Source organism: Nocardiopsis alborubida (assembly GCF_012396365.1).
Taxonomy (GTDB): domain Bacteria; phylum Actinomycetota; class Actinomycetes; order Streptosporangiales; family Streptosporangiaceae; genus Nocardiopsis; species Nocardiopsis alborubida.
Window position 1 is genome coordinate 1 of sequence record NZ_JAAXPG010000003.1, and the last position, 26,170, is coordinate 26,170.

At 71.4% G+C, this 26,170-nt stretch carries 22 protein-coding genes; 11 read left to right on the plus strand and 11 right to left on the minus strand.

The features are described 5' to 3' along the window. The first annotated feature begins 83 nt into the window (after window positions 1–83). The 4 genes from HGB44_RS03795 to thiC all read left to right on the plus strand — a co-directional run bounded on the left by HGB44_RS03795 (window position 84) and on the right by thiC (window position 8,683). Window positions 84–4,682, plus strand: coding sequence for an alpha-(1->3)-arabinofuranosyltransferase (locus tag HGB44_RS03795; RefSeq protein WP_061080567.1), 4,599 nt, complete (start codon window positions 84–86; stop codon window positions 4,680–4,682). Continuing rightward, window positions 4,679–5,716 (plus strand): DUF3068 domain-containing protein, encoded by a 1,038-nt coding sequence (locus tag HGB44_RS03800; protein ID WP_061080566.1) that lies wholly within the window; start codon window positions 4,679–4,681, stop codon window positions 5,714–5,716. The genes HGB44_RS03795 and HGB44_RS03800 overlap by 4 nt, the downstream gene beginning before the upstream one ends. A 135-nt stretch (window positions 5,717–5,851) precedes the next feature. Further along, window positions 5,852–6,703, plus strand: a complete 852-nt coding sequence (locus tag HGB44_RS03805) for an SOS response-associated peptidase (protein ID WP_061080565.1) — start codon at window positions 5,852–5,854, stop codon at window positions 6,701–6,703. Window positions 6,704–7,009: 306 nt separating this feature from the next. Continuing rightward, window positions 7,010–8,683 (plus strand): phosphomethylpyrimidine synthase ThiC, encoded by a 1,674-nt coding sequence (gene thiC, locus HGB44_RS03810; RefSeq protein ID WP_061080564.1) that lies wholly within the window; start codon window positions 7,010–7,012, stop codon window positions 8,681–8,683. Between the two features lie 47 nt (window positions 8,684–8,730). Here the strand turns inward: thiC and HGB44_RS03815 are convergent, their stop codons facing one another. After that, complete coding sequence (locus tag HGB44_RS03815) at window positions 8,731–9,552, minus strand: methyltransferase domain-containing protein (RefSeq protein WP_061080563.1); 822 nt, start codon at window positions 9,550–9,552, stop codon at window positions 8,731–8,733. A 312-nt stretch (window positions 9,553–9,864) separates the two neighbouring features. On the opposite strand from HGB44_RS03815, the gene HGB44_RS03820 reads away from it, so the two are divergent. The 4 genes from HGB44_RS03820 to HGB44_RS03835 all read left to right on the plus strand — a co-directional run bounded on the left by HGB44_RS03820 (window position 9,865) and on the right by HGB44_RS03835 (window position 14,474). Then, entirely contained in the window at window positions 9,865–10,581 is a 717-nt protein-coding gene (locus HGB44_RS03820) for a sigma-70 family RNA polymerase sigma factor (protein ID WP_049800385.1), read from the plus strand. After that, window positions 10,578–10,886, plus strand: a complete 309-nt coding sequence (gene rsrA / locus HGB44_RS03825) for a mycothiol system anti-sigma-R factor (RefSeq protein ID WP_017567728.1) — start codon at window positions 10,578–10,580, stop codon at window positions 10,884–10,886. Before HGB44_RS03820 ends, rsrA begins: the two co-directional genes overlap by 4 nt. Before the next feature lie 844 nt (window positions 10,887–11,730). After that, on the plus strand, window positions 11,731–13,140 hold the full coding sequence (locus HGB44_RS03830; RefSeq protein WP_082768362.1) for an HD-GYP domain-containing protein: 1,410 nt from the start codon (window positions 11,731–11,733) through the stop codon (window positions 13,138–13,140). Next, entirely contained in the window at window positions 13,140–14,474 is a 1,335-nt protein-coding gene (locus HGB44_RS03835; RefSeq protein WP_082768361.1) for an HD-GYP domain-containing protein, read from the plus strand. Before HGB44_RS03830 ends, HGB44_RS03835 begins: the two co-directional genes overlap by 1 nt. A gap of 88 nt (window positions 14,475–14,562) precedes the next feature. Here the strand turns inward: HGB44_RS03835 and HGB44_RS03840 are convergent, their stop codons facing one another. Continuing rightward, window positions 14,563–15,303, minus strand: a complete 741-nt coding sequence (locus HGB44_RS03840; protein WP_013154702.1) for a GntR family transcriptional regulator — start codon at window positions 15,301–15,303, stop codon at window positions 14,563–14,565. Between the two features lie 144 nt (window positions 15,304–15,447). Here HGB44_RS03840 and HGB44_RS03845 point away from each other — a divergent pair, with 144 nt between their 5' ends. Further along, on the plus strand, window positions 15,448–16,992 hold the full coding sequence (locus tag HGB44_RS03845) for a sensor histidine kinase (RefSeq protein WP_061080560.1): 1,545 nt from the start codon (window positions 15,448–15,450) through the stop codon (window positions 16,990–16,992). A 134-nt stretch (window positions 16,993–17,126) separates the two neighbouring features. On the opposite strand, the gene HGB44_RS03850 is transcribed toward HGB44_RS03845, so the two are convergent. Both HGB44_RS03850 and HGB44_RS03855 read right to left on the minus strand, forming a co-directional pair. Next, window positions 17,127–17,384, minus strand: a complete 258-nt coding sequence (locus HGB44_RS03850; protein ID WP_017567721.1) for a WhiB family transcriptional regulator — start codon at window positions 17,382–17,384, stop codon at window positions 17,127–17,129. Between the two features lie 304 nt (window positions 17,385–17,688). Further along, a complete protein-coding gene (locus HGB44_RS03855) occupies window positions 17,689–18,621 on the minus strand; it encodes a diacylglycerol/lipid kinase family protein (protein WP_061080584.1) in 933 nt (310 codons plus the stop codon). A 99-nt stretch (window positions 18,622–18,720) separates the two neighbouring features. Between HGB44_RS03855 and HGB44_RS03860 the strand changes: the two genes are divergently transcribed. Then, on the plus strand, window positions 18,721–19,110 hold the full coding sequence (locus HGB44_RS03860; RefSeq protein WP_061080559.1) for a hypothetical protein: 390 nt from the start codon (window positions 18,721–18,723) through the stop codon (window positions 19,108–19,110). Window positions 19,111–19,142: 32 nt separating this feature from the next. Here the strand turns inward: HGB44_RS03860 and HGB44_RS03865 are convergent, their stop codons facing one another. The 7 genes from HGB44_RS03865 to HGB44_RS03895 all read right to left on the minus strand — a co-directional run bounded on the left by HGB44_RS03865 (window position 19,143) and on the right by HGB44_RS03895 (window position 24,533). After that, on the minus strand, window positions 19,143–19,901 hold the full coding sequence (locus HGB44_RS03865) for an RNA polymerase sigma factor SigF (protein ID WP_061080583.1): 759 nt from the start codon (window positions 19,899–19,901) through the stop codon (window positions 19,143–19,145). A gap of 41 nt (window positions 19,902–19,942) precedes the next feature. Beyond that, window positions 19,943–20,368 (minus strand): ATP-binding protein, encoded by a 426-nt coding sequence (locus HGB44_RS03870; protein ID WP_013154696.1) that lies wholly within the window; start codon window positions 20,366–20,368, stop codon window positions 19,943–19,945. Window positions 20,369–20,493: 125 nt separating this feature from the next. Continuing rightward, a complete protein-coding gene (locus HGB44_RS03875; protein ID WP_061080558.1) occupies window positions 20,494–20,976 on the minus strand; it encodes a GNAT family N-acetyltransferase in 483 nt (160 codons plus the stop codon). 83 nt (window positions 20,977–21,059) lie between these two features. Beyond that, complete coding sequence (locus HGB44_RS03880) at window positions 21,060–21,647, minus strand: class I SAM-dependent methyltransferase (RefSeq protein WP_061080557.1); 588 nt, start codon at window positions 21,645–21,647, stop codon at window positions 21,060–21,062. Between the two features lie 137 nt (window positions 21,648–21,784). Then, a complete protein-coding gene (locus tag HGB44_RS03885) occupies window positions 21,785–22,606 on the minus strand; it encodes an amino acid ABC transporter ATP-binding protein (RefSeq protein ID WP_061080556.1) in 822 nt (273 codons plus the stop codon). Beyond that, complete coding sequence (locus HGB44_RS03890; protein WP_041552849.1) at window positions 22,603–23,568, minus strand: amino acid ABC transporter permease; 966 nt, start codon at window positions 23,566–23,568, stop codon at window positions 22,603–22,605. Before HGB44_RS03890 ends, HGB44_RS03885 begins: the two co-directional genes overlap by 4 nt. Before the next feature lie 38 nt (window positions 23,569–23,606). After that, complete coding sequence (locus tag HGB44_RS03895) at window positions 23,607–24,533, minus strand: ABC transporter substrate-binding protein (protein WP_061080555.1); 927 nt, start codon at window positions 24,531–24,533, stop codon at window positions 23,607–23,609. Between the two features lie 449 nt (window positions 24,534–24,982). On the opposite strand from HGB44_RS03895, the gene HGB44_RS03900 reads away from it, so the two are divergent. Further along, the gene (locus HGB44_RS03900) at window positions 24,983–26,113 is read left to right on the plus strand and encodes an NAD(P)-dependent malic enzyme (protein ID WP_210751160.1); all 1,131 of its coding nucleotides are present in this window, start codon (window positions 24,983–24,985) and stop codon (window positions 26,111–26,113) included. The last annotated feature ends 57 nt before the right edge of the window (window positions 26,114–26,170 follow it).

Consider the following 26,170-nt stretch of genomic DNA (forward strand, 5'->3'; position numbering starts at 1 on the left):
ACCCCCGTACCCGACCCCCTCACCCCCGACGGCCCGGGCACCCCCGCCGCCCGGAACACGGCAGCAGGCAGGAAAGCGAAGACGTGACACCGACGGAATCCACCGCCAGGCGCGAACCGGAGGATTCCCGCACACCACCTTCCACCGACCCCGGCGGCGTCGACCGCCGCCTCCTGGCCCGGCTGAAGGTCCTCACGGTGTGCCTGCTCCTGGGAGCGCTGGCCGCCAGCATCGACCCCGGCAGGATCGTCAGCGACACCAAGCTCGACCTGACGGCCGACCCCCTGGGGTTCATGGAGCGCGCCCTGCACCTGTGGGACGCCTCCTACTTCGGCCAGATCCAGAACCAGGCCTACGGGTACCTCTTCCCCAACGGCCCCTTCCACCTGCTGTTCGACCTGCTCGGCATGCCCGACTGGCTCATCCAGCGCCTGTGGATGGCCGTCCTGCTCATCGCCGCGTTCACCGGCGTGTACAAGGTCGCCGGTGCGCTGGGCATCGGCACCGTCAACACCCGCATCCTGGCCGGGGTCGCCTACGCGCTGGCCCCCCGCGTGCTGACGCTGCTGTCGTACAACTCCGCCGAGCTGCAGCCCATGCTGCTCATGCCGTGGATCCTGCTGCCGCTCGTGCTCGGGACCCGGCAGGGGCGCTCGCCCGCCCGCATGGCCCTGCTGTCGGGCCTGGCCTTCCTGCTGTGCGGCGGCACCAACGCCGCCTCCGAGCTGGCCGTCCTGGTCGTGCCGGGGCTCTACCTGCTCACCCGGGCGAACGGCCCGCGCAAGTGGCGCCTGATCGCCTGGTGGACGGCCGCGCTGGTCCTGGCCTCGCTCTGGTACGTCGCGCCGCTGCTCCTCATGGCGCGGTACGTGTTCTCGTTCATGCCCTACACCGAGGACGCCGCCGTCACCACCGGTGTCACCTCGCTGCTCAACGCGCTGCGCGGTACCTCCAACTGGATGGGCTTCCTGCCCGACCAGGGCAACACCGCGCTCCCCTCGGGGGCGGAGCTGTCCACCACCCCCTGGCTGATTGCGGTCACCGCGCTGGTGGCGGGCCTGGGCCTGGCCGGGCTGGTCAACCGGCGCACCCCTGAGCGGCTCTTCCTCATCGCCAGCCTCCTCACCGGTACCGCGGTCATCGCCGCGGGCTTCACCGGCGACCTCACCGGCCCATTCGCGGGGACCATGCGCGACCTGCTCGACGGCGCGCTCTCCCCGTTTCGCAACGTGCACAAGTTCGACGCGCTCGTGCGCCTGCCCCTGGTGATGGGCCTGGCCCACCTGCCCGTGGTGGTGGCCCGGGACCTGGCCGACCGCAGGGGCACGCCCGTGCCCGGACGCGTGCGCCGCACCGTCGCGGGCGCCACCGCCGCCGTCTTCGCGGTCACCCTCGTACCCGTCGGCACCGTCGGGATCGCGCCGGCGGGCGGCTTCGTACGGATCCCCGACTACTGGCACGAGGCCACCGACTGGCTGGAGACGCGCACCGACGAGCGCGGCATGACCATGGCCCTGCCCGGTTCGGCCCGCGGAGAGTACGAGTGGGGCCGCCCCATGGACGAACCCCTGCAACCGCTGTTCGAGGGGGCCTGGACCAACCACCAGATCATCCCGTGGGGTTCGGCGGGCGTCTCCCGCATCACCCACGAGATCGACCAGCGCGTCTCCTCGGGCCGCGGCTCCGCCGGGCTCGCCGACACCTTCGCGCGCATGGGCGTCACCCACCTCCTCGTGCGCAACGACCTCCAGCGCACCGGCAACAACGGCGGCTGGCCCGCCCGCGTCCACCAGGCCCTGGCCGACTCGCCGGGCATCGCCCTGGCCGCCGAGTTCGGCCCGGTCATCGGTTCGCTGGACCACCAGTCCGCCTCCCAGTGGTTCGACCAGCCCCACCAGGCGCTGAGCGTATACGAGGTGGAGGACGCCGCGCCCACCGTCGGCACCGTGCCCGCCGACGAGGTGCTGCGGGTCACCGGCGGGCCCGAGTCCGTGCTCCACCTGGCCGAACAGGGGGTGGTCGACGACGACCGCCCGATCCTGCTCGGGGACGATCCCGGAGCCGGGGAGGTCGCCGCCCAGGACACGATCGTCACCGACACCGCCCGCCGCCGCGAGGTGGTCCACCCCGACGTGCGCCGCAACGTGACGGCCACCCTCACCGAGGACCAGGAGCTCGAACGCGACGTCCCCGCCCCCGACGTCCTCGACCCGGCGTGGGAGGACCACGTCGCCCACGTCGAGGACATCGGGATCGCCTCGGTGAGCGCCTCCTCCGCCGAGAGCGGGACGGGGGCGCGCGCCGCCGACCGCGACCCGGGGCACGCCCCGCACGCCGCCCTCGACGACGACCTCGCCACCTCCTGGCGCTCCAGCGCCTTCACCGGCGCCCTGGGGGAGTGGATCGAGGTCGAGTTCGAGGAACCCCAGGACCTCACCGGGCTCAGCGTCGCCTTCGAGCACCTGCCCGGCGAGCCGCCGCCCTCCCGGGTCACCCTCGTCACCGACGGCGGCGAGGCGCAGGTGCCCGTCGCCGAGACCGAGGAGCCCCAGGAGCTGACGGCCCCGCCCGGCACGACCACCACGCTGCGCGTGCGCGTGGACGAGCTGGCCTGGGAGCCGGAGTACCGGTTCGGCACCCGTGTGGGCGTCGCCTCGATCTCCGTGCCCGGCCTGGAACCGGCCCGCACGCTGCGGGTCCCCGGACCCGCCGACACCGGAACACTGCTGTTCACCGGCTCCACCGGTACCGCGCCCGGCTGCATGGAGGGCTCGCACGTGTGGGTGTGCAACCCCGGTCTCCAGGTGCAGGGCGAGGACGCGCGCCGCCTGGACCGCACGTTCGAGCTGTCGGCGGAGTCGGCCTCCGCCCCGCACACGGTCTCGGGCGAGGTCGTGCTCACCGACCCCCGCGAGGCGGAGAACGCCGCCAACCGGGCCGGTCCCCACCCGCACGTGAGCGCCTCCTCCACCGCCGTGCAGCACCCCGCCGCGATGGGCCGGGGCGCGCTGGACGACGACGAGAGCACCGTCTGGTACCCGGACCCGGAGGAGAAGAACCCCTGGCTCGACATCGAGCTGGGCACACCCACCGAGATCGGGTACCTGGAGGTGGAGTTCCCCCGTGCGGACAGCGTGCTGCGGCCGATCCGGGTGACCGTCGAGGGCGGCGGCACGGTGCGCGAGGGGTGGCTGGACGGCAGCGGCCGGGTGGACTTCGCCAAGTTCACCGCGGAGTCGCTGCGGGTGACCTTCGAACGCCCCGAGGGCCAGGCCCTGGAGATCGGCACCGTCACCCTGCCCGGGGTGGAGCCGGTGGAGCCGCTGCCCGAGGGCGACGCCTCCACCGCCTGCGGCCTGGGCCCCGCCCTGCGCGTCAACGACCAGCGGGTGGAGACCCGGATCAGTCGGGGCACCCTCGCCGACCAGCTCACCGGCCGCCCGCTGCGCTACGAGAGCTGCACCGACCTGGATCTGGTCGGGGGTGAGAACCGGATCGTGGTCGATCCGGGCAACCGCTACGAGGTGCGCTCGGCGCTGGTGGAGTCCGCCGACCCGGTCTCGGACCGCCCCGAGGTCGCCATGGCCGATGTGGAGGAGGTGCACGCGTGGGGCCCGGGTGAGCGCCGCTTCGACGTGGACGTCGCCGAGGACAGCCTGCTGGTGGTCAACGAGAACTTCAACGAGGGCTGGCAGGCCCGCCTGGAGGGGGCGGACGCGGCCCTGGAGCCGGTCCGGCTGGAGGGCTGGAAGCAGGCGTGGGTGCTTCCAGCGGGCAGCGCGGGCACCGTCACCCTGACCTACGCGCCCGACACCGCCTACCACCGGGCCCTGGCCGTGGGTGCCGCGCTGGCCGCGGTGCTGGTGGTCGCCGCCCTGTGGCCCAGGCGCCTGCTGCCCGGGGGAGCGGCGGCCGGGGCCGCGGCACCGCGGGGCGCCCGCGCCCTGCCCGACGCCGGGCCCGGGTGGCTGGGACGGCGGGTCGTGCTGCCGCTGGGCCTGGCCTACGGGGTGTGGGTGGCCGGTGCGGTCGGAGCCGCCCTGGTCGCCGTGATCCTGGTGTGCATGTGGTGGCTGGGGCGCCGGGCGCCCCGGAGGCTGCGGCACGCCAAGCCGGGACGGCCGTCCATGGGCGGGCGCCTGCTGCCCCGCCTGGCGGGGCCCTGGCCGGTGGTGGTGTCGCTGGCTCTGGCCGGGCTGGCGATGGGGGCGGGTACCTACCTGGCGCTGTACATGCCCTTCCACGACGTGACCGAGGTGTTCGGGGGAGCGCTGCGCGGCTGGGTGTCCCAGCTGCTGTGCCTGCCCGCGCTGGCCCGGCTCGTGCTGGCCCTGGGCCAGCCGGGCGACGGTGAGGACGCCGACGTCGACCCGCCGCCGGTCCGCGCCCGAGCGGTCGTGGAAAGCGCCGGTGGCGGCGGGACGGACGAGGCCGCTCCGTCTCCCGGCGCGACCGGTGAGGTCGGTGCTGTCGTCGGTGACGGGGCAGGCAGGGCCGACGGGGCCCGTGCGGCTCAGGAGGGATACGGGCCTGACAGTGCCAGGGCCAATGGGTCCAACGGTGCTGCCGAGAGCCCGGCGGCCCCTGCGAACGGCGGGACCGACGGCGCTTCCCGGGGCGCAGATTCCTCCGGAGGCGACGACGACCGGTGGGAGAACGACCCCGAGGAGGCCCGGACATGAGCGCGCTCAGCGTCGGGGAGGCCGCCCCCAGCCAGGTCGGCCCCGAACGCGGGCCGGGGAGTCCCCTGCCCCGGGGCACCCTCCTGGTGGCCGTGGGCGCCTTCCTGCTCACCCTGGCCGCCCTGCTCCCGCTCTACGTGTACGAGCGGATGGCCCTGCTGCCCGCCGAGGCCGAGTTCGACATCCGCATGCTGGACGAGGACGCCGGTTACCTGGACACCTCCACGTGGTCGTGGGTGGAGTCCGCCGAGGTCAGCCGGGTCACCCGGGTGGACGCCTCCGCGCACGGCGACGACTGGTCGGCGTGGGAGACGTCCGTGGACACCTCCGTGCCCGACCGGATGATCGACCACTGGAGCCGCCGCGTCATCGTCGACCGGGAGACCGGCCGGGCGGTCAACTGCTGCGGTGAGCACGTCGACGGCGACCGGGCGGTCCGGCAGGCGGGTCTGGTGTACTTCTGGCCGCCCGGGGACGAGAAGGGCGAGTACCCCTTCTACGACGCCGAGGTGCGGTCGGCGCCGATGCTGGAGTTTCAGGAGTGGGAGGAGGTGGCGGGGGTGCCGGTGCGCCGGTACAGCCAGTGGATCGAGTCCACCCAGGTGCCCGACTCGGCCCGCCCGGTGCCCGCCTCCCTGTTCCGCCCCGGGGCCTCGGGCACGGTCGCCGCCACCCGGTGGCTGGAGGTCAGCCGGACGTTCTGGGTGGAGCCGGTCAGCGGGATCGTGGTCAACGCCCACGAGACCCGCTCGGAGACGCTGCGCCCGCAGAACGACGGCGGCGAGGCACCCCTGCTGTACGCGCAGCTGGTCCTGGCCGAGCAGCAGGTCGCGGCCCGGGCGGAACAGGCCCGCGTGCGCTCGGTGCTGCTGCGCGCCCTCTCCTCGTGGGCTCCGTGGACGCTGGCCCCGCTCGGCGGCCTGGTCGTGCTGGCCGGCCTGGTCCGGGCCCGGCGGGGCCGGGACGCGGACGGGGGAGCGGAGCGGGGGCCCGACCGCGCGGAGGGGGAGCCCGCCGCACCGGCGCAGGCCTGAGGTCCGGCGCGGTCGGCGGGTCGGCCGGGACCCGCGGGCCGGTCGGGTCGTATCCGGTGCCCGAGGGGTGGGAAACACCGGCGGATACGGGTGTTCCGGGAGAGAACGAGCTGTTTCGACCGTAGGATCACACCCATGTGCGGTCGTTATGCCCAGTCCAGGAACGTGCACCAGTTGCAGCTCGCCTTCGGCCTGCCCGAGCAGGCGCTTCCCGGGGAGACAGATCCCCGGGCGTGGCCGCCGCTGGAGGAGCTGGACCCGGACTACAACATCTCACCCGGCAGGCCCGTGTACGCCGTGCTCGGCCCGCCCCCGCAGGCCGACGACCGGGGCGAACCGGGGCCCCGCTCCCTGCACACCCTGCGCTGGGGCCTGGTCCCCTCCTGGGCCAAGGACCGCAACATCGGCTACCGGATGATCAACGCCCGCAGCGAGACCATCGCCGACAAGCCCGCCTTCCGCACGGCCTTCCGGCGCCGCCGCTGCCTGCTGCCCGCCGACGCCTACTACGAGTGGCAGCTGATCGGCAGGGACGGGACCGTGCAGGCCAGCACCTCGCCCGTCACCGACCCCCACCACAGGAAGCGCAAGGCCAAGGCGGACAAGAAGCCCTACTCCATCCACTACCCCGACGACCGGCCGCTGGCCCTGGCGGGGATCTTCGAGCGCTGGCGCGATCCGGAGGTGGCCGAGGACGACCCCGCCGCGTGGGTGTGGAGCTGCGCGGTCGTCACCACCGAGGCCGCCCCCGAACTCGCCCACATCCACGAGCGCATGCCCGTCGTCGTGCCCCCCGAGGACTGGGCGGCCTGGCTGGACCCGGCGACCGGGGCAGACGAACTGGCCCACCTGCTCCAGGACACCCCGGCCGACCGCTTCGACGTGGACGAGGTCTCCACCGACGTCAACAGCATCAAGAACAACCGCCCCGACCTGCTCGAACCGCTCTCCGACACCGGGGCAGGCGAGCCGGAGACGCTCTTCTGACCCGGGGGCGCGGCACGCCCCCCGCTCCGAACGCTTCGTCCAGTGCTGCCCGCGCTGCCGTGTGTGGCGTGCGGGGGACAGTTTTCTATCCCCGGGACGGTGGACAGCCCCGGCCCCCGGGCGGATACAGTGTCCGGGGCCACACGGACCGGGTACCCCCCGGCCCGGAGTGCCCGGGGCGCCCGAGGCGTTCCACATCTTCATACGCAACGCGGGAGCTCGCGCCATGGCGGGCTGAGAGGGCGACTCAACGGTGTCGCCGACCGCAGAACCTGTTCGGGTAATTCCGACGTAGGGAGGCATGCCATGACGGCTATCGACGGCCGCGACGTCAGTTCCACCGCGGACCACCAGGTGACCACCGGTCCCATCATGGGATCACGCAAGGTCCACCGGGAGGTCGCCACCCCCGAGGGGCACACCCTCCGCGTCCCGCAGCGCCGGGTGGAACTCAGCAACGGCAGCCACTTCGACCTGTACGACACCTCCGGCCCGTACACCGACGACACCGCGCACATCGACGTCCACCGAGGCCTGGCCCCGATCCGCCGGGAGTGGGCCCACGCGCCCGCCGCCTCCGGCGGCGCGACCACCCAGCTGGCCCGCGCCAAGGCCGGGACCATCACCCCCGAGATGCGTTTCGTGGCCGCCCGCGAGGGCGTGGACCCCGAGTTCGTCCGCAAGGAGGTGGCCGTGGGCCGGGCGGTCATCCCCGCCAACCGGTGCCACCCCGAGTCCGAGCCGATGATCATCGGCAAGAACTTCCTGGTCAAGATCAACGCCAACATCGGCAACTCCGCCGTCACCTCCTCCGTCCCCGAGGAGGTGGAGAAGATGGTGTGGGCCACCCGCTGGGGCGCCGACACCGTCATGGACCTGTCCACCGGCAAGCGCATCCACGAGACCCGCGAGCGCATCCTGCGCAACTCGCCCGTCCCGATCGGGACCGTGCCCATCTACCAGGCCCTGGAGAAGGTCAACGGCGACCCGGCCGCGCTGAGCTGGGAGGTCTACCGCGACACCGTCATCGAGCAGTGCGAGCAGGGCGTGGACTACATGACCGTCCACGCGGGCGTGCTGCTGCGCTACGTGCCGCTCACCGCCCGCCGGGTCACGGGCATCGTCTCGCGCGGCGGCTCCATCATGGCGGCCTGGTGCCTGGCCCACCACAAGGAGAGCTTCCTGTACACCCACTACGAGGAGCTGTGCGAGATCCTCCGGGAGTACGACGTCACCTTCTCCCTCGGCGACGGGCTGCGGCCGGGATCGATCGCCGACGCCAACGACGAGGCCCAGTTCGCCGAGCTGCGCACCCTGGGCGAGCTCACCCACATCGCCCGCGCGCACGACGTGCAGGTGATGATCGAGGGACCCGGGCACGTGCCGATGCACAAGATCGCGGAGAACGTGCGCCTGGAGGAGGAGCTGTGCGGCGAGGCGCCGTTCTACACGCTCGGCCCCCTGGCCACCGACGTCGCACCCGGCTACGACCACATCACCTCCGCGATCGGCGCCGCCCAGATCGGCTGGCTCGGTACGGCGATGCTGTGCTACGTCACCCCCAAGGAGCACCTGGGGCTGCCCGACCGGGACGACGTCAAGACCGGTGTGATCACCTACAAGCTCGCCGCGCACGCCGCCGACCTGGCCAAGGGCCACCCGAAGGCGCAGGAGTGGGACGACGAGCTGTCCAAGGCGCGCTTCGAGTTCCGCTGGCAGGACCAGTTCCACCTGGCCCTGGACCCCGAGACCGCGCAGTCCTTCCACGACCAGACCCTGCCCGCCGAACCGGCCAAGACCGCGCACTTCTGCTCCATGTGCGGGCCGAAGTTCTGCTCCATGAAGATCACCCAGGACGTGCGCAGGTACGCCGAGGAGAACGGACTGGAGACGGTCGCCGCCATCGAGAAGGGCATGGCCGACAAGTCCGCGGAGTTCGCCGAGCAGGGTAAGCGGGTCTACCTGCCCCTGGCGGAGTAGGGACCGCGGAGCGGCTGGGAGGGGCGGGGCGCGGTGGTGTCCCCGCCCTAACCGGGCTTGCGTGCGCTCGCCACCAGGTGCACCCCCACGTAGTCGTCGGACTCCGTGGCGCGCAGCTCCATCTCCACCAGGCGTCCCATCGACCTCGGATCGCGCGCCAGCATCATCTCCACCGTGGAGGCGGACAGCACCGTGCGGGGCTTGACCCACTCCAGCTCCAGACCGGCGTCGGTGAGCGCCTCGGTGAGCTGCTCGGCCGTGAAGCACCGCGTGATGGAGCCGTCCGGCCAGGGCACCAGGAGCACGTCCGCGTTGGGCGCGTGGCTCAGCTCGGGCCAGCGGTCCTGCTCGGCAAGCATCGCCATGCCCAGCACCACCGAGTCCACGCACAGCAGGGCGCGGCCCCCCGGGCGCAGCACCCGGCTGACCCGCGCCAGGGCCTCCTCGGTGGCCAGGTGCCTGGACAGCACCCGGTTGTCGGCGATGACCCCGTCGAAGGAGTCCGGGGCGAAGCTGCGCAGGAAGGCGGAGTCGCCCACCACGTGGCGCAGCCGTCCGCGCCGGGCCGGCCGGGGCACCATCGCGCGCCCGTTCACCAGGGTCAGCGGGCGGCGCACGGCCACGTCCACCGAGGGCAGCAGGGTGACCACGTCGTGTCCGGCGGCCACGGCGCGCGGGGCGCCCTGGTAGTCCGCGCCGGAGAGGTCGAGGAGCAGGGAGGGGGAGTCGGGGAGCCACCGGGCGACCTGCGCCTCGGCGACCGCCCAGTAGAACCGCCAGTAGTCCGACAGGCGGTCGGGAGTGGCGAACTGGGCCGCCGTCGACCGGGGGCGGTCGGAGGCCGGGGACGGGGACGGTCGCACGTGCACTCCTCTCCCATTCTCCAGTGTGTCCTACCCGCACTCTGCCATGCCTCACCTTCGGTGACGGAGGTAAACGACAAAGTTCGCCCAAGGAGGGGACCTTCGTCCCGTGCGGCGCGGAATCAGCTCGCGCGAAGCGTTGTTCTCCCCTACACCGCGCCCGGAGGCCCAGACGTCCGGGCGCGCCACACGCGAGTATCCGGGGAGGGCCGACAGACCATGCCGACAGCCGGGACGTGCCTGGAGCGCGAGGAGACGGCGACGGCGCCACGCGGCGCCGATGCGCGGCTCCACGCCATGGGACCGTATCGTTGGGGTATGGACGCCCCAACCGGGACCAGCGCGAGGAGGCCGACGGGCTTGGAACAGGGCCAGGAGCAGGAGACAGCCGAGGAACGGGAAGAGCGCTTCGAGAGGGACGTGCTTCCCTTCCTCGACCAGCTCTACTCCGCGGCGCTGCGGATGACCCGTAACCCCGCCGACGCGGAGGATCTCGTACAGGAGACCTTCGCCAAGGCGTTCGGTTCGTTCCACCAGTTCAGACAGGGAACGAACCTCAAGGCATGGCTCTACCGCATCCTCACCAACACCTTCATCAACTCCTACCGCAAGAAGCAGCGCGAACCGAAGCAGGCGGGGACCGAGGACGTCGAGGACTGGCAGCTGGCGCAGGCCGCGTCGCACACCGCGGCGGGCCTGAAGTCCGCTGAGGCCGAGGCGCTCGAACACCTCCCCGACACCGACGTCAAGCGGGCGCTCCAGGAGCTGCCCGAGGACTTCCGGATCGCGGTGTACCTCGCCGACGTCGAGGGCTTCGCGTACAAGGAGGTCGCCGAGATCATGGGGACGCCCATCGGGACGGTCATGTCCCGGCTGCACCGCGGGCGCCGCCAGCTCAGGTCGATGCTGGAGGAGTACGCGGTGGAGCGGGGGTTCCTGCCGGCGAGGGCGGCGGCCGAGGCCGGCGCGGTCGCCTCGGGGACGTCCCCGCGCGGACGGGGACAGGACGTCTCGGATCGAGGAGACCGGCAATGAGCGGCGGCCACGGCGAACACAGCGACACCCCGTGCAGCGAGGTGCTCGACAAGCTCTACACCTACATCGACGGTGAGCTTGAGGAGGGCAACTACGAGCAGGTCCGCGAGCACCTGGACGGGTGCGGGCCCTGCCTCGACGAGTACGGGCTCGAAGAGGCGGTGAAGAAGCTCGTGGCCAAGCACTGCGGCTGTGATCCGGTGCCCATGGACCTGAGGGACAAGGTGCTCAGCCGCCTGGCCCGGGCGCGCACCGAGCAGTTGGCCCGGGAGGCGCGCGTGGAAACCCCCGGTACGCCCTCCTGAGGGAACCGGGCCCGACCGCGCCCGGTATACAACCAAACCTGGCACACCTGGTGGCGGAAGCTGGAATTCCAGCTTCCGCCACTTTTTTGTTGGATTTTGTACCCTGTTCCGTTATTAGTGCACTCTGAAGTGGTGTGCGGCTTTTATGCTCCTTTGTGGGAATGTCGTGCCGTATTCCCCGTGCCTGTCGGGTTTTTGGTCAGGCGCTTCCCGGTCGTCTTCCCGGCTCCTCTCCCGACACGCCCGGCGCGCCCGGACCGTTCCCGGTCGTGACCGACTCGGAATGATTTTTCTCCTGGATCCAGGTGCCGTTTCGTGTGGTTACCTGGGGTAGTCGTGCCTGGTGGCCTCGGTTGATGGGGGCTGATGTAACTGCCCATGCGGTGGATCTTCGCGCGTCCGCGGGTTGAGGGGTGTGGTTACGCAGGGTGATCGAAGTGCACCACTAATTGAATTCGTAATTCCATATTCCGGAACTCGGTGCCAGGGAGAAGGGGTGTGGTGGCGGTAGTTCGGGTTGGGGGTAATCAGGGCGCTGTCGTTGCCCGTTAAACTGGACGCCATATCCAACGAATGGGGTAATTTACGCGGCGTGCCCGGGAAAAGCAGCGGTGCGCGCGCGTCGGGGGAGAGAGGGGACAACGATGTTCGTCGGCATGCTCCACGCGGTGATGGGTGTTCTTTGGGTGGTAACCGCCTTCAGTGGATGGTCCTGGTGGTAGAACAGAACCGGTGAAACCATGACAGTCCGGTCGTCGTCGGCGGGGGGTGAACGGGGGTGCGGGCTCTTCCTGGGGGCGCGCGTGTCTACGTCGGAATCATCGTTGTCAGTGCTGTCACCATCATGCTCATCGGTCCCTACTCGGGCCTGGATCTGCACACACTGGTCCTGATCGCGATTCTCTTCGTGGTCGCGGAGTCGATCAGTACGGCGGTCCTGACGGGCGTCAAGGCGGGGATCTCGCCGAGTTCGGCGGTCTCCCTGGCCGCGGTCGTCCTGGTCGGACCGGTCGGGGCGGCGGTGGTCGGTTTCGCCTCCTGCCTCGCCATCCGCAGGCAGAACCTCGTCAAGAGGGCGTTCAACGGAGCACAGTTCGCACTGGCGGCCTACGCGGCCGGACACGTCTACCTTCTGCTCGGCGGAACGGTGGGAGAACCCGGCCGGGAGGACTTCCCGGCCATCGTCCTCCCCTACGTCGCCGCCGTCCTGACCCACTCCCTGGTCAACTCGGCGCTCGTGGCCGTCCTGATGTGGACCCTGGGCGTCGTGCGCCCCGGCGGTTCGCGGGGCCGGTTCGACTGGCGGCCGCTGGTGGGGGTGGAGCTGTCCTCCATGGGCTACCAGATGCTCGGCCTGGCCATCGCCGCGGTCTGGGGCGGGGTCGGCCTCATCGCACCGCTGCTGGTGCTGCTCCCGCTGTTCATCGCGCGCTGGACCTTCGCCCAGCAGCTGGACGAGGCCCGCGCGCACGAGGCCACCCTGGCCACCCTGTGCCAGGCGGTGGAGACCAAGGACTACTACACCCGGGGCCACTGCATGCGCGTGGCCGAGGGCGCCGCCATGATCGCCCGGGAACTGGGTATGCCCGCTGACCGGGTGCAGAAGATCCGCTACGCCGGGATGCTGCACGACATCGGCAAGCTCGGAGTGCCCACCAAGGTGTTGCAGAAGACCGGCAAGCTCACCGACGACGAGTACGCGGCCATCAAGCTGCACCCCACGCGCGGCTACGAGATCGTGCGGGAGATCAGCTTCCTGGACGAGGCGCTGGCCGGGATCCGGCACCACCACGAGCGCCTGGACGGGCGCGGGTACCCCATGGGCCTGGTCGGGATGGAGATCCCCGAGTCCGCGCGCGTCATCAGCGTCGCCGACGTCTTCGACTGCCTGACCTCCACGCGCTCCTACCGCAGGGCGTGGTCGGTGGAGGACGCCATCGCCGAGCTGCGCGCCTGCGCCGGAACCCAGTTCGACCCCAGGATGGTCGAGGCGCTCGTGCGCGCCGTCGAACGCGAGGGCTGGGAGACACCCGACATCGCCGAGCCGCCTGGCGGCTGCTACGGCTCGGAGGCGGCCGAGCGCTCCGTGGAGGAGTCCGGCCGCGCCGGTGGACCGGAGGAGGTGTCCGCCGAAGCGTCATCCGAGGAGCGCGCCGCCGGGGAGCCGTCCTCCGCAGGGGCGGCGGCCGACGAGGCCGCCTCCGCGGACGCCGCGGCCTCCGCCGAGGCAGTGACGGGCGGGCGTGAACGATGATGACGCAGAGACAGTCGGACGGGGCCCGGTCGTCCGGACCCGTGCTGAGCGGCCCCGAGGGCGGGGCCCTCAACCACCAGCGCCCGCGCGGGTCGATCTGGCGGACCTCCCGTCCGGTGCGCGCGGCGCTGGTCGGCGCGGTGGGCTCGGGCGCCCTGGCCGCGCTGGTGTGGACGGCCTCGACCGGGGTCGTGGAACCGCACGTGGCGCTGGCGTTCTGCCTGGTCGTCGCGGCCGGTGAGCTGGCACGGATCACCCTGCCGGGCCACCGGGAGGTGGCTCCCGTCGCCTCGGCCGGCGCGATCAGCTACGCGTTCCTGCTGTCGCTGGGTTCCGGGCCGCTGCACCACTCCGCCTGGCAGGTGGTGGCGGTGGTCGCCCTGGGTGTGGCGCTGGGCGAGCTGCCGCACATCGCCGTGGGCCGCAGCCCCCGGGTGGAGGACGTGGCCCGCAGGGTGCTCGTCGCGGCGGCGCTCGCGATCGCCTTCCGGCCGCTGGCCGACCAGCTCCACCTGTCGGGCCCCTCGGTGACGGCCACGCTGCTGATGGCGGCGCTGGTCATGCTCGTCTGGGCGGTGGACTCCCTGCTGGCGGCGGTGCTGCGGGCCGAGCGCCTGCGCACCAGCTCCTCCGTCGCGGTCCGCGACGAGCTGCGCGCCCAGTTCGCCACCGGCGCCGCGATCGGCTCCAGCGGCGTGCTGATCGCGCTGGCCTGCACGGTGACCGGCCTGGGCGGGCTGCTGGTGTTCATCGCCCCGCTGCTGGTGTCGCAGGTGGCCTTCCGCCGCCACGCGGAGGTGCGCCGGACCTATCTGGAGACGGTCCGGGCGTTGTCGCGGGTCACCGAGGTGGGCGGCTACGTGGAGAACGGGCACTCGCGCCGGGTCAGCCAGCTGGCGCACGGGGTCGCCTGCGAGCTGGGCCTGTCCGAGGCCGAGCTGCTGGAGCTGGAGTACGCCGCCCTGATGCACGACATCGGCCAGCTGTCCCTGCGCGAGCCCATCGCGGGCGGTGCCACCGTGCTCGCCTCGCCGAGGGAGCAGCGGCGCATCGCCGAGCTGGGTTCGGCGATCATCCGGGAGACCGGCGTCCTGGACAACGTGGCCGAGACGGTCCGCCGCCAGTGCGAGCCCCTCGCCGGGGACGGCGACGAGGGCGTCCCGCCGCTGGGCAGCCGGATCATCAAGGTGGCCAACGCCTTCGACGACCTCGTCGGCGACAACGGCGACGCCGAGCGCCGCACGGCGGTCCTGGAGCGCCTGCGCATGGACACCGACAGCGAGTACGACCCCCGCGTGGTGGACGCGCTGGCCACGGTGCTCTCCCGGCTCTGACCCCGGGCCGTCCGGCGGGACGTCACAGGCCCGGCACGGGCCGAAGCGGTGGCCGGGCAGGGGCGTGTCCCGACCACCCCGCGGCCGGTCAGTCCCGGGGCGGGCGCAGGCGTGTGACGAACTTGTACCGGTCGCCCCGGTAGAGCGAGCGCACCCACTCCACCGGATGCCCGTCGCCGTCGAAGCTGTGCTGGCAGTGCAGTACCAGCGGCAGGCCCACGTCCACGCCCAGCAGCCGCGCCTCGTTGGGCGTGGCCAGGACGGTCTCGATCGAGGCCTCCGCCTCGGCCAGGGAGACGTCGTAGGCGCTCGCCAGAGCCTCGTAGAGCGACGCGTAGCGGTCCAGCTGCCGACGCAGGCCCGGGAAGCGCCGTGCGGCCAGGTGGGCCGTCTCCACGGCCATCGGCTCGCCGTTGGCCAGCCGCAGCCGCTCGATGCGCAGCACGCGCCCGCCGGAGCGGATGGCCAGCAGCTCGGCGAGCTGGTCGTCGGCGTTGATGTAGCTCACGTCCAGGATCCGCGTGGCGGGGTGCAGGCCGTGCGCGCGCATCTCCTGGGTGTAGCTGGTCAGCTGTAGGACCTGTGCCACCTTCGGCTTGGCCACGAAGGTGCCCTTGCCCTGGATGCGCAGCAGGCGGCCCTCGACCACCATCTCGGTGAGCGCCTGGCGCACGGTGGTCCGCGAGGTGCCGAACTGGGTCGCCAGGGCGCGCTCCGGGGGGACCGGGTTGCCCGCGGGCATCGCCTCGATCAGTTCCAGGAGCTGCTTCTTCACCTGGTAGTACTTGGGCACCCGGGGGTTGCCGTCCAGTGTGCGCTGACCAGTCATCAGTCTCCTTCGCCGAGTCCCGCGCTTGCCGCACAACCCTCCCGGTGTGGTCGGCACGGCGGGGGTCGCGGCCGCCGATTGGTGTGGACCACTGGTCGAGTGCGTACCTCTTGAGTATGCACGCCTTCATGGGATGATTTGTGAGTGCCTCACCTCAGTGATCTCATCTGGCGACACACGTCACTCAAGCAGGCCGATCTGGAGTGGTTCCACTCCCTGGTCTCGGACTGGCAGCTCCTGGCGGACCTGTCCTTCGCGGACCTCGTGCTGTGGGTGCGTCTGCGCGAGGACGACGGCTGGGTGGCCATCGCCCAGATGCGTCCCACCACCGGACCCACCGCCTTCCAGGACGACCTGGTCGAGACCGTCCTGCGCGACGACATGACCGATGTCACGTCCCGCTCGGCGCCGCGCGTGATCGGGCGCAGGGCCCTCATCGACCGCGCCTGGGAGGAGGGGCGCATCTGCCGTGACGGCGACCCGGACTGGTCGGGCGGCGTCCCGGTGCGCGAGGAGACCATTCCGGTGCGCCGCCAGGGCAACCTCATCGGGGTCATCCAGCGCAGCACCAACCTCAGCTCGGCGCGCACGCCCAGCCGCCTGGAGCTGACCTACCTCCAGAGCGCGGGCGACCTGGCCCAGATGATCGCCGAGGGCGCCTTCCCGTTCAGCGACCAGGGCCCTCTGATGGTGCGCTCGCCCAGGGTCGGCGACGGGCTGCTGCGCCTGGACCAGAACGGAGAGGTGGTCTACGCCAGCCCCAACGCGCTGTCGGCCTACCGCAGGCTCGGCCTGACCGCCGACCTGGTGGGTGCGCGCCTGGACCGCACCACACTGGAGCTGGCGGCCCCGGGGGAGGCGCGCGACGAGGCGCTGACCTACACGGCGAGCGGCCGGGCGCCGCAGGAGGCCGAGGTGGACGCGCGCGGGGTCACCGTGCAGCTGCGCGCCATCCCGCTGGTCATCGACGGGGTGCGCATCGGCGCCCTGGTGATGGTGCGCGACGTCACCGAGCTGCGCCGCCGCGAGCGCGAGCTGATGACCAAGGACGCCACCATCCGGGAGATCCACCACCGGGTGAAGAACAACCTCCAGACGGTGGCGGCCCTGCTGCGCCTCCAGGCGCGGCGCCTGGACGTGCCCGAGGCGCGGGCGGCGCTGGACGAGGCGGTGGGCCGGGTCGGGTCCATCGCGATCGTGCACGAGATGCTCTCGCACACCCCCGACGAGGTGGTGGACTTCGACGACATCGCCGACCGGGTGATCCAGATGGCGGCGGAGGTCTCCTCCACGGGCACCGCGGTGGTGCCGCGCCGGATCGGCGGGTTCGGCCTGTTGAACGCGCTGGTGGCGACGCCGCTGTCGATGGTCCTGGCCGAACTGGTGCAGAACGCCGTGGAGCACGGCCTGGGGCAGGGGCCGGGGCGGATCGAGGTGCGGGTGCGCCGGTTCGACGCGGAGCCGGGCCGCCCGGGGCCGAGCAGCCTGGAGCTGGCCGTCTCCGACGACGGCGGGGGCCTGCCCGAGGACTTCGACCTGGAGGGCACCACGAGCCTGGGCCTCCAGATCGTGCGGACCCTCATCGTGGGCGAGTTGGGTGGGACCCTGGCGATCAAGCCCAAGGAGAGCGGCGGGACCGAGGTGGCGATCACCCTGTCGCTGGAGCACGAGGAGGGGGAGCTGCCCTGAGGCGGGGGCTCGCGCGGATCACGCGCGGGGGCCGCCCCGAGGGGGCCTGGAGGGGCGCCGGCCGCGACGGCACCGGGCGCACGTCCCCGCCGCGCCGAGCGGGGACGCCTCGGGGCCCTTCCGAGCGGAGGGCCTCAGCTGCGGACCATGGTGCGGTACGCGCTGCCGCGGCGCTTCTTGAGCACGCGGCGCTCGTCCTCACTGGTACCGCCCCAGACGCCGCCGTCCTGGCCGCTCTCCAGGGCCCAGCGCAGACAGGCCGAGCTGACCGGGCAGCGGTTGCAGACCGCCTTGGCCTCCTCGATCTGGATCAGTGCGGGGCCGAAGTTCCCGATGGGGAAGAAGAGTTCGGGGTCTTCGTCACGGCAGGCTGCGTCATGGCGCCAGTCCATGCGGTCCACTCCTCACGGTGAGGCGATCGGGGGCTTGTGAAGCTTTTCACGATCTTGTGCGCGTCCGTAACGGGCGAAGGGCGCCCGATGGATGGGTTCCATCGGAGGGGTGTTCGGGCCGAGGGCCGTCAAGGTTTCATCCCACGGCCATGTGGGAAGCGCCCCAATTAACTCGCCTGTAACTCGCGGCGATATCTTGAGCGTGACAGGATCGATCGGCCCATGCAAGAGCTGCCGAGGCCAAAGGTCCTGTTCGGCGTGTCGGGTGCGTCACAGTGGCTCGGAATGGCGTCTTTCGACGTAATTAACAGACGATTCGTAATGCCTTCGGTACAGAGTGGAAGTTGACCTGTTCGCGGTCTCCCAGGTATTCACCGTCGATTTGGAAGGCCCTGGGGTGGGATGACGTGATCTGGAGAGAGTCCTGGTCATGCCACGTCACGTAACCGTCCCCACGTGCGGGAAGGCCTTTGGGGAAGAACATTTGGGAAAGGATCCACCCCGTGAGCGCGTGCGAGGAGTGCGTCAGCGCGAAAGCGTCCAGGCCCAGCTCGAAACGCGAGGACGGGGTCGGCTGAAGCGGCAGCGCCCCCGCGTAGGTCCAGGGCGTGGTGTTGGTGACGAGCGCGAAATACGCCCCCACAAGGGACCTTCCGTGGCTGACCACGCTTAGTGACGGATCGCGGATATCCCCCTGGAAGAACAGCTTTACCGCCACTTCCGCGTACAGTGCCGGAGTGGCCCTGCGGCCGTTGGCGCGCTCGTTCTCCACCTGCTGGACCACGTCGGCGTCCCAGCCGAAACCAGCACAGAAAGTGAAGTAGCGGTCGTCCTGATCGCTGGTGATCCGGCCGAGGTTGATCTCGCGCTCGCGGCCCTCGCGGATTGCCTCCAGCACCAGACCGGTGGCCTCCACCGGGTCGCCGGGCACGCCCAGGGCGCGGATGAAGACGTTGGCGCTGCCGCCGGGGATCACCGCGTAGCGGGGGCGTCTGAGCTCCTCGGGGGTGGTCAGGAGACCGTTGACCACCTCGTTGACGGTGCCGTCACCGCCCAGGCTCAGCACCAGCTCGTACCCGTTCCCGGCCGCCTCGCGGGCCAGTTCGCCCGCGTGGTCGCGGTACTCGGTCTCGGACACGGTGACGTCCAGCTCCGACGCCAGGGCGCCCATGATCACCTCACGCGTGTGTGACGTGGTCGTGGTGGCCTGGGGGTTCATGATGAGAAGGGCGCGCACCACGCCAGTCTAGGGTGTGGCGCCGGGGCCTCCGTTTCGCCGCGAGTGCGAAGCCGGGGCCGAGGGGAGGGAGTCACGGAGCGCGTATAGGCTCGTCAGGTGTCTTCGCGTCCCGTCACCATCGTCATCGCCGCCGCCCTGGAGGCCCTGATCGGGCTGGCCGCCGCGGTCAGCGGGGTCTACAGCCTCTTCACCGCGGTCACCGGCCGGGCCAGTGACCTGACCAGCGCGATTCCCCTGACCGCCCTGGGGCTGGGCGCGGGCGCGCTGCTGGTCTTCGTCGCGCGCGGGCTCTGGCAGCTGCGGGACTGGGCGCGCACGCCGGTGTTCGTCACCCAGCTCTTCCTGGCCGTGGTGGCCTACTACATGTTCACCAGCGAGCAGTACGCGTTGGGCGCGGTGCTCGCGGTCGTGGCGGTGTGCGCCTCCGCGGCGGTGCTCTCGCCGCCGACGACCGCGGCGCTCTTCCCCGACGAGCGGGGGAGGTAGCGCCGCGGCCGCCCGCGGCGACCGCTCGCGTGTCAGTCGTCGGTGGTCAGCGCCTGGCGCAGCTGCGCCAGGGTGCGGGCCAGCAGACGGGACACGTGCATCTGCGAGATCCCCAGCTCCTGGGCGATCTGCGACTGCGTCATGTTGCCGAAGAAGCGCAGCAGCAGGATGCGCTTCTCCCGCGGCGGAAGCTGTTCCAGGAGCGGCTTGAGCGACTCCCGGTACTCCACGCCCTCCAGGGACTCGTCCACGATGCCCAGTGAGTCGGCCACCGCGGGCGCGTCCTCGTCCCCGCTGTCGGGCGCGTCCAGCGACACCGTCGAGTAGGCGTTGGCGGACTCCAGGCCCTCCAGCACCTCCTCCTCGGTCATCTGGAGGTGCGCCGCGAGCTCGGCGACGGTCGGGGAGCGCCCCTCCCGCTGCGACAGGTCGCTGACCGCCTTGGTGAGCGAGAGCTTCAGCTCCTGGAGGCGACGGGGGACCCGCACCGCCCAGCCCTTGTCGCGGAAGTGCCGCTTGATCTCACCGACGATGGTGGGGGTGGCGTAGGTGGAGAACTCCACCCCGCGCTCCAGGTCGAACCGGTCGATGGACTTGATCAGTCCGATCGTGGCCACCTGGGTGAGGTCGTCCAGCCACTCGCCGCGGTTGCGGAAGCGGCGGGCCAGGTACTCCACCAAGGGCAGGTGGAGCTCCACCAGCTCGTCGCGGATCCGCCGACGTTCCTCGGAGTCCGCCTCCAGTTCGCCGAGGCGCTCGAACAACTCTCTCGCGCGGGCCCTGTCGGGCACCGCGTGCTCGGTCTTCGCTGTCAGAGCGGGCCCCCTCTCGCTCACGCCGACTCCAGTGTTCCGCGGCGTTTGTACAGGACGATGTGGACACGGTCGTCCGGTCCGACCCCCGCGTCGACCTCTCCCGCGAGGGCGGACAGAACGGTCCAGGCGAAGGTGTCGCGGGCGGGAAGGCGCCCGTCCGCGGTGAGCACCGAGACGGAGATGCGCATCCCGTCGGGGGTGAGTTCGAATTCCGTGGTCAGTTCCGTGCCCGGCAGCGCCTGGGAGAGGAGCATGGCGCAGGCCTCGTCGACACCGATCCTCAGGTCCTCGATCTCGTCGAGGGTGAAGTCCAGTCGCGCGGCCAGACCCGCCGTCGCCGTCCGCAGAACGGACAAGTAGGCGCTGTCCGCGGGCATGTTGACGGTGACAGCGTCCCGGACGCCGATGGCGTCGGCCGTGGGCACAGCGGTTTCTTCGGTCACGTCCCTCCTTCGGGGGGCGGTGTTGCCGCTTGAGAGCAATGTATCTGGTTTACCCTGCCACTGACGCAGGGCGAACGGATCGTGTCCACACGATCCGGGGCGAGAAGCGGGACGGACGGCCGGTCTCAGGGACCCTCCGAGCCCAGTGCGTCCAGCGCGCCGCCGTCCAGGCGGCGGACCGTCCACCCGTCCATGGGGCGCGAGCCCAGGGACTCGTAGAACCGTATCGAGGGCTCGTTCCAGTCCAGCACCGACCACTCCAGCCGGGTGTAGCCGCGTTCGACGCAGATCCGCGCCAGGGTCCGCAGCAGGGCCAGGCCGTGGCCCCGTCCGCGCGCCTGTGGGCGCACGTACAGGTCCTCCAGGTACACGCCGTGCCTGCCGGTCCAGGTGGAGTAGTTGCGGAACCACAGCGCGAACCCGACGACCGGGCCCTCCCCGTCCTCCTGGGCGACGTGCGCGAACACCGCCGCGTCCGGGCCGAAGAGGGCGGTGCGCAGGTCCTGCTCGGTGGCGACGACCGCGTCCGGTTCCTTCTCGTACTCGGCGAGCTCGCGGACCAGGGCGTGGATGACGGGAACGTCGTCGGGACGTGCGGGACGGATCATCGGACCACCTCGGGCGCGCGGCGGGGACACGGTCGCCTCCAGGGTATGCGCTGCTGCGGGGCGCACCCGTGCTCCGGGAGCGCTCAGGGCCGGTGGGCGACCACCCGCTCCACCAGTCCCAGGAACAGCCGGTCGTGGTGGCCGACCTCGAACCCGGCCTCGACCGCGACCTCCCGGGGCAGACGGCGCGGGTTCTCCCTGCGCCGTTCCACGAGCCGTCCGGGCATGCGCGCGTACTCGATGTGGTCGACCATCAGGAGCCTGCCGCCCGGCGTCAGCACGCGGTACATCTCCGTCAGGGCGCGCAGCTGGTCGGGGACGGAGCACATCGCCAGCGTGCACAGGACGGTGTCGAAGGCCCGGTCGGGGAAGTCCAGCTCCTGGGCGTCGCCCTCCACGAAGCGCACGGTCCTGCCCAGCTCCTCGGCCCTCTCACGGGCGCGGTCGAGCATCCGCGGACTGACGTCGACGGCGGTGAGGCGCACCTGCGGCGGATAGTAGGCCAGATTGCGGCCCGTTCCGACCGCCACCTCCAGCGTCTCGCCGCGCGCCCCGGCGCACAGGATCTCGCGGGTGCGGCGCATGGCGGGGCTCTGGAAGTGCTCGCTGTGCTCGCAGTAGGCGGCCATGCGGTCCCAGCGCCTGCGTGTGTGGTCCGTGCGAGCGTCCATGTGCCTCTCCCGAGCGGGGCGCGTACACCACGACTCTGGCGACGCGCCGCCGCGCGGTCAAGGGATCAGGGGGTGTTTCCCCGGCCGGTACCGGCCGCCGCGCCCGGGGGGCGGGTGCGGCGGCCCCTTCGCGGCGCTCAGAGCACCTTGGACAGGAACGCCCGGGTGCGCTCGTGGCGCGGGTTGGAGAGCACCTCGGCGGGCGTACCCGACTCCACGACCAGGCCGTCGTCCATGAAGACCAGGGAGTCGCCGACCTCGCGGGCGAACCCCATCTCGTGGGTGACGACCACCATGGTCATCCCGCCCCGGGCCAGGTCGCGCATGACGTCCAGGACCTCGCCGACCAGCTCCGGGTCCAGGGCGCTGGTGGGCTCGTCGAACAGCATCAGCGACGGTTCCATGGCCAGCGCGCGGGCGATGGCCACGCGCTGCTGCTGGCCGCCGGAGAGCTGGTCGGGGTAGGCGTCGGCCTTGTCCGGCAGGCCCACCCGCTCCAGCAGCTCCATGGCCTTGGCGTTGGCCTGGCTCCGGGGGATCCGCTTGACCTGCACGGGCGCCTCGGTGATGTTGCCCAGGACGCTCAGGTGCGGGAACAGGTTGAAGCGCTGGAAGACCATGCCGATGTCGCTGCGCTGGGCGGCGATCTCGTTGTCGCGCAGCTCGTAGAGCTTTCCGCGCCTTTGCCGGTAGCCCATCAGCTCGCCGTTGACCCACAGCCGTCCGGCGGTGAGCTTCTCCAGGTGGTTGACGCAGCGCAGGAACGTGGACTTGCCCGACCCGGACGGGCCGATCACGCACATGACCTCGCCGCGCCCGACCTGGAGGTCGATGCCCTTGAGCACCTCCAGGCGGCCGAAGCTCTTGCGCACGTTCTCCGCCACGACGAGCGCGTCGGCGGGCAGGGTGGCGCCCTCGGCGGTCTCCACGACGCCGGGGTCCTTCGTCTTGTCGCTCACCTGTGCGCCCCTCCGACGATGCGGTCGCGGATACTGCCGTACTGGCCGGGGTTGAACCTGCGTTCGAGGAAGTACTGGCCCACCATCAGGACGCTGGTGATGGCCAGGTACCACAGGCACGCGGCGACCAGCATCGGGAAGATCTGGTAGGTCCGGGATCCGATGGCCTGGAGCTGGTAGAACAGCTCGATGGTCACCGGCACGTAGGCCAGCAGCGCCGTGTCCTTGAGCATGGCGATGGTCTCGTTGCCCGTGGGCGGCACGACCACCCGCATCGCCTGCGGCAGGGTGATCCGGCGCAGGACCTTGCCCTTGCCCATGCCCAGCGCCTGCGCGGCCTCGGTCTGGCCCTTGTTGACCGACTGCAGGCCCGCGCGGATGATCTCGGCCATGTAGGCGCCCTCGGACAGCGACAGCGCCAGCAGGCCGGCGGTGTAGCCGCTCAGCACGGTGCGGGTGTCGATCTCGAAGAAGCGGGCGTCGCCCTCCAGACCCAGCCACGGCATCCAGTAGTTGTCGAAGGGCAGGCCGAACTCGATGGTCTGGTACAGGATGGCGATGTTGCCGAAGAGCACCGCCAGCACCAGGCGGGGCACACCCCGGAAGAACCAGGTGTAGAGCCAGGAGACGGACACCAGGACGGGGTTGCCCGACAGCCGCATCACCGCCAGGACGATGCCCAGGACGACGCCGATGACCATCGACAGCACGGTGGCGCTGAGGGTGATCCACACGCCGCGCACGACCGGCTCGGAGAACATGTGGTCGAACATGAACGGCCAGTTGAAGGCGTCGTTCGTGAACAGCATGTGCACGAACATGGCCGCGAGGACGAGGATGACCCCGGCGGCGACCCACCGCTCGGGGTAGCGCACGGGGACGGCGGTGACGTGGTCGGCCGGACGGCCCGGTGTCGAGGTCTTCGACACCGGGCCGTCCGTCGGTTCGGTCGGTGAGGACAAGGGTCGGTCTTTCGCTCAGTGGGTGTGGTTCGGCCTGCTCACTCGGCGATTTCGGGGTTCACCTCGGCGGACTCCATGACGCCGGCGTCCACGCCCCACTCGCCCAGGACCTCGGCGTAGGTGCCGTCCTCGATGAGCGCGTTGAAGGCGGCGGCCACGGCCTCGGCCAGCTCGGTGTCCTCCTTGTTGGTGAGGATGCCGTAGGGGGCGGCGTTGTACTGCTCGCCGATGAACTCCAGGACGCCCTCGCCGGTCTGCTCCAGCGCGTAGGCCGAGGTCGGCATGTCGGCGAGCGAGGCGTCGTTGACGCCGGAGACGACCGTCTCGGTGGCCAGCGGCTGGCTCTCGAACTTCTGGATGGTGATGGCCTCCTCGCCGGCGTCGACGCAGGCCGCGCTGCGCTCCTCGATGTCGGTGTCGTGCGTGGTGTTGGACTGCACCGCGATCCGCATGCCGCAGGCGTTGTCGGGGTCCACGTCCTGGGGGTTGCCCGCCTGGGCGAACCACTGGGTGCCCGAGGAGAAGTAGCTGACCATGTTGACCTGCTCCATGCGCTCCTCGGTGACCGTGAAGGAGGAGGAGCCCAGGTCGTAGGTGCCGGTGTCCACGCCGATGATGATGGAGTCGAAGGCGGTGGGCTCCCACGTCGCCTCCAGGCCGAGCTTGGTCAGGGCGGCGTTGACGAGGTCCACGTTGAAGCCGAGGACGGTCTCTCCGTCGGCGTCCAGGTACTCGCCGGGCGGGTAGGAGGCCTCGACACCGATCGTGACGGTCCCGGCCTCGGCGACGTCGGCGGGGACGAGTGCGGCGAGCTCCTCGTCGACCTCGACGGAGGGCGCCTCGGGGGCGGCCGACTCCTCCGTGCCGCCGCCGTCCCCGCCGCCGCAGGCGGTCAGCGCCAGGACGCCGGCGAGGGACAGGGCGCCGAGGGCGAACGGCGTCGGCAGGGGCTTGTGCAGGGCCATCACGGGGTCTCCTTCAGGGGCGCGGAACGCCTGGCGGGAGGCGGGTTCGTGACCCGACCGCCCGAACCGGAACGACATTCGGGACATTCTTCTTTTAAAGCTCATGAGCCGGTGCCGTCCCATGGTGCCCACCCGCGATGTTCCTGCGGTCACCGTTGTGAGAGGATTGCGTAACGGGTCATCCCCGTGAGAGGCGGCCGCGCAGCAACTCGTATAGGAGTCCGGCGAAGAACGACTCTCCCCGGCGACACCACCGGTCATGGCCGACCGGCGCCGAGGAGGGCCCCCTAGCAATCGTCACGTCTTCGCGCGCGGTCCGCACCACCGCCAGGTCCGCCCCCGTCATGGCCGACGGTCGGGTGGAACACGCAAGACCTGAGGGGTTTTCAGCAGTGACCACCGTTTCCCGTTCCCAGAATCCGCGTCGTGACGACGATCCCGCCTTCGCCATGCACCGCGGTGGCAAGCTCCACGTGACCTCGTCCGTGGACGTCAGCGACCAGGAGGGGCTCTCCCTCGCCTACACCCCCGGCGTCGCCCGCGTCTGCGACGCCATCGCCGAGTCCCCCGAGCTCGTCGACACCTACACCTGGAAGAGCAACCTGGTCGCCGTCGTCACCGACGGCACCGCGGTCCTGGGTCTGGGCGACATCGGCGCCGAGGCCTCCCTGCCGGTCATGGAGGGCAAGGCGCTGCTGTTCAAGCAGTTCGCCGACGTCGACTCCGTGCCGATCGCGCTGGGCTGCACCGGGGTCGACGAGATCGTCGAGACCGTCGTGCGCATGGCGCCCTCCTTCGGCGGGATCAACCTGGAGGACATCTCCGCGCCCCGCTGCTTCGAGATCGAGCGCCAGCTGCGCGAGCGCCTGGACATCCCGGTCTTCCACGACGACCAGCACGGCACCGCCATCGTCACCGTGGCCGCGCTGCACAACGCCGCCCGGCTGACCGGGCGCACGCTGGCCGACCTGCGCGCCGTGGTCTCCGGCGCGGGCGCCGCGGGCGTGGCCGTCACCAAGATGCTCATCGACGGCGGGATCGGCGACATCGCCGTGGCCGACTCCAAGGGCATGATCTACGACGGTCGCGAGGGCCTGACCCCCGTCAAGCAGGAGCTGGCCTCCATCAGCAACAGGGCGGGGCTGCGCGGGTCCATCGAGAGCGCGCTGGAGGGGGCCGACGTGTTCATCGGCCTGTCCGCGGGCGAGGTCCCCGAGTCCGTGGTCGCCACCATGGCCGACGACGCGATCATCTTCGCGATGGCCAACCCCAACCCGGAGGTGCACCCGGACGTCGCCCGCAGGCACGCGAGCGTGGTCGCCACCGGGCGCAGCGACTTCCCGAACCAGATCAACAACGTCCTGGCCTTCCCGGGCGTGTTCCGGGGCGCGTTCGACGCCGGGGCCACGGACATCACCGAGAACATGAAGCTGGCCGCCGCCACCGCGCTGGCCGGTCTGGTCGGCGACGACCTGTCCGCCGACTACATCATCCCCAGCCCCTTCGACGAGAGGGTGGCCAAGGCGGTCGCCGCCGCGGTCGCCGCCCAGGCCCGTGAGGACGGCGTCGTCCGCGGCTAGACACACCGGACACGACGGGGCCCGGAGGGCGCGCCCCCGCGCCACCCTCCGGGCCCC

Excerpts from the sequence above, each read along its gene's own strand:
- HGB44_RS03800 (WP_061080566.1), top strand. The coding sequence starts at position 4,679 with ATGAGCGCGCTCAGCGTCGGGGAGGCCGCCCCCAGCCAGGTCGGCCCC.
- HGB44_RS03805 (WP_061080565.1), top strand. The coding sequence starts at position 5,852 with ATGTGCGGTCGTTATGCCCAGTCCAGGAACGTGCACCAGTTGCAGCTC.
- thiC (WP_061080564.1), top strand. The coding sequence starts at position 7,010 with ATGACGGCTATCGACGGCCGCGACGTCAGTTCCACCGCGGACCACCAG.
- HGB44_RS03820 (WP_049800385.1), top strand. The coding sequence starts at position 9,865 with ATGGACGCCCCAACCGGGACCAGCGCGAGGAGGCCGACGGGCTTGGAA.
- rsrA (WP_017567728.1), top strand. The coding sequence starts at position 10,578 with ATGAGCGGCGGCCACGGCGAACACAGCGACACCCCGTGCAGCGAGGTG.
- HGB44_RS03830 (WP_082768362.1), top strand. The coding sequence starts at position 11,731 with ATGCTCATCGGTCCCTACTCGGGCCTGGATCTGCACACACTGGTCCTG.
- HGB44_RS03835 (WP_082768361.1), top strand. The coding sequence starts at position 13,140 with ATGACGCAGAGACAGTCGGACGGGGCCCGGTCGTCCGGACCCGTGCTG.
- HGB44_RS03840 (WP_013154702.1), bottom strand. The coding sequence starts at position 15,303 with ATGACTGGTCAGCGCACACTGGACGGCAACCCCCGGGTGCCCAAGTAC.
- HGB44_RS03850 (WP_017567721.1), bottom strand. The coding sequence starts at position 17,384 with ATGGACTGGCGCCATGACGCAGCCTGCCGTGACGAAGACCCCGAACTC.
- HGB44_RS03875 (WP_061080558.1), bottom strand. The coding sequence starts at position 20,976 with ATGATCCGTCCCGCACGTCCCGACGACGTTCCCGTCATCCACGCCCTG.
- HGB44_RS03880 (WP_061080557.1), bottom strand. The coding sequence starts at position 21,647 with ATGGACGCTCGCACGGACCACACACGCAGGCGCTGGGACCGCATGGCC.
- HGB44_RS03895 (WP_061080555.1), bottom strand. The coding sequence starts at position 24,533 with ATGGCCCTGCACAAGCCCCTGCCGACGCCGTTCGCCCTCGGCGCCCTG.
- HGB44_RS03900 (WP_210751160.1), top strand. The coding sequence starts at position 24,983 with ATGCACCGCGGTGGCAAGCTCCACGTGACCTCGTCCGTGGACGTCAGC.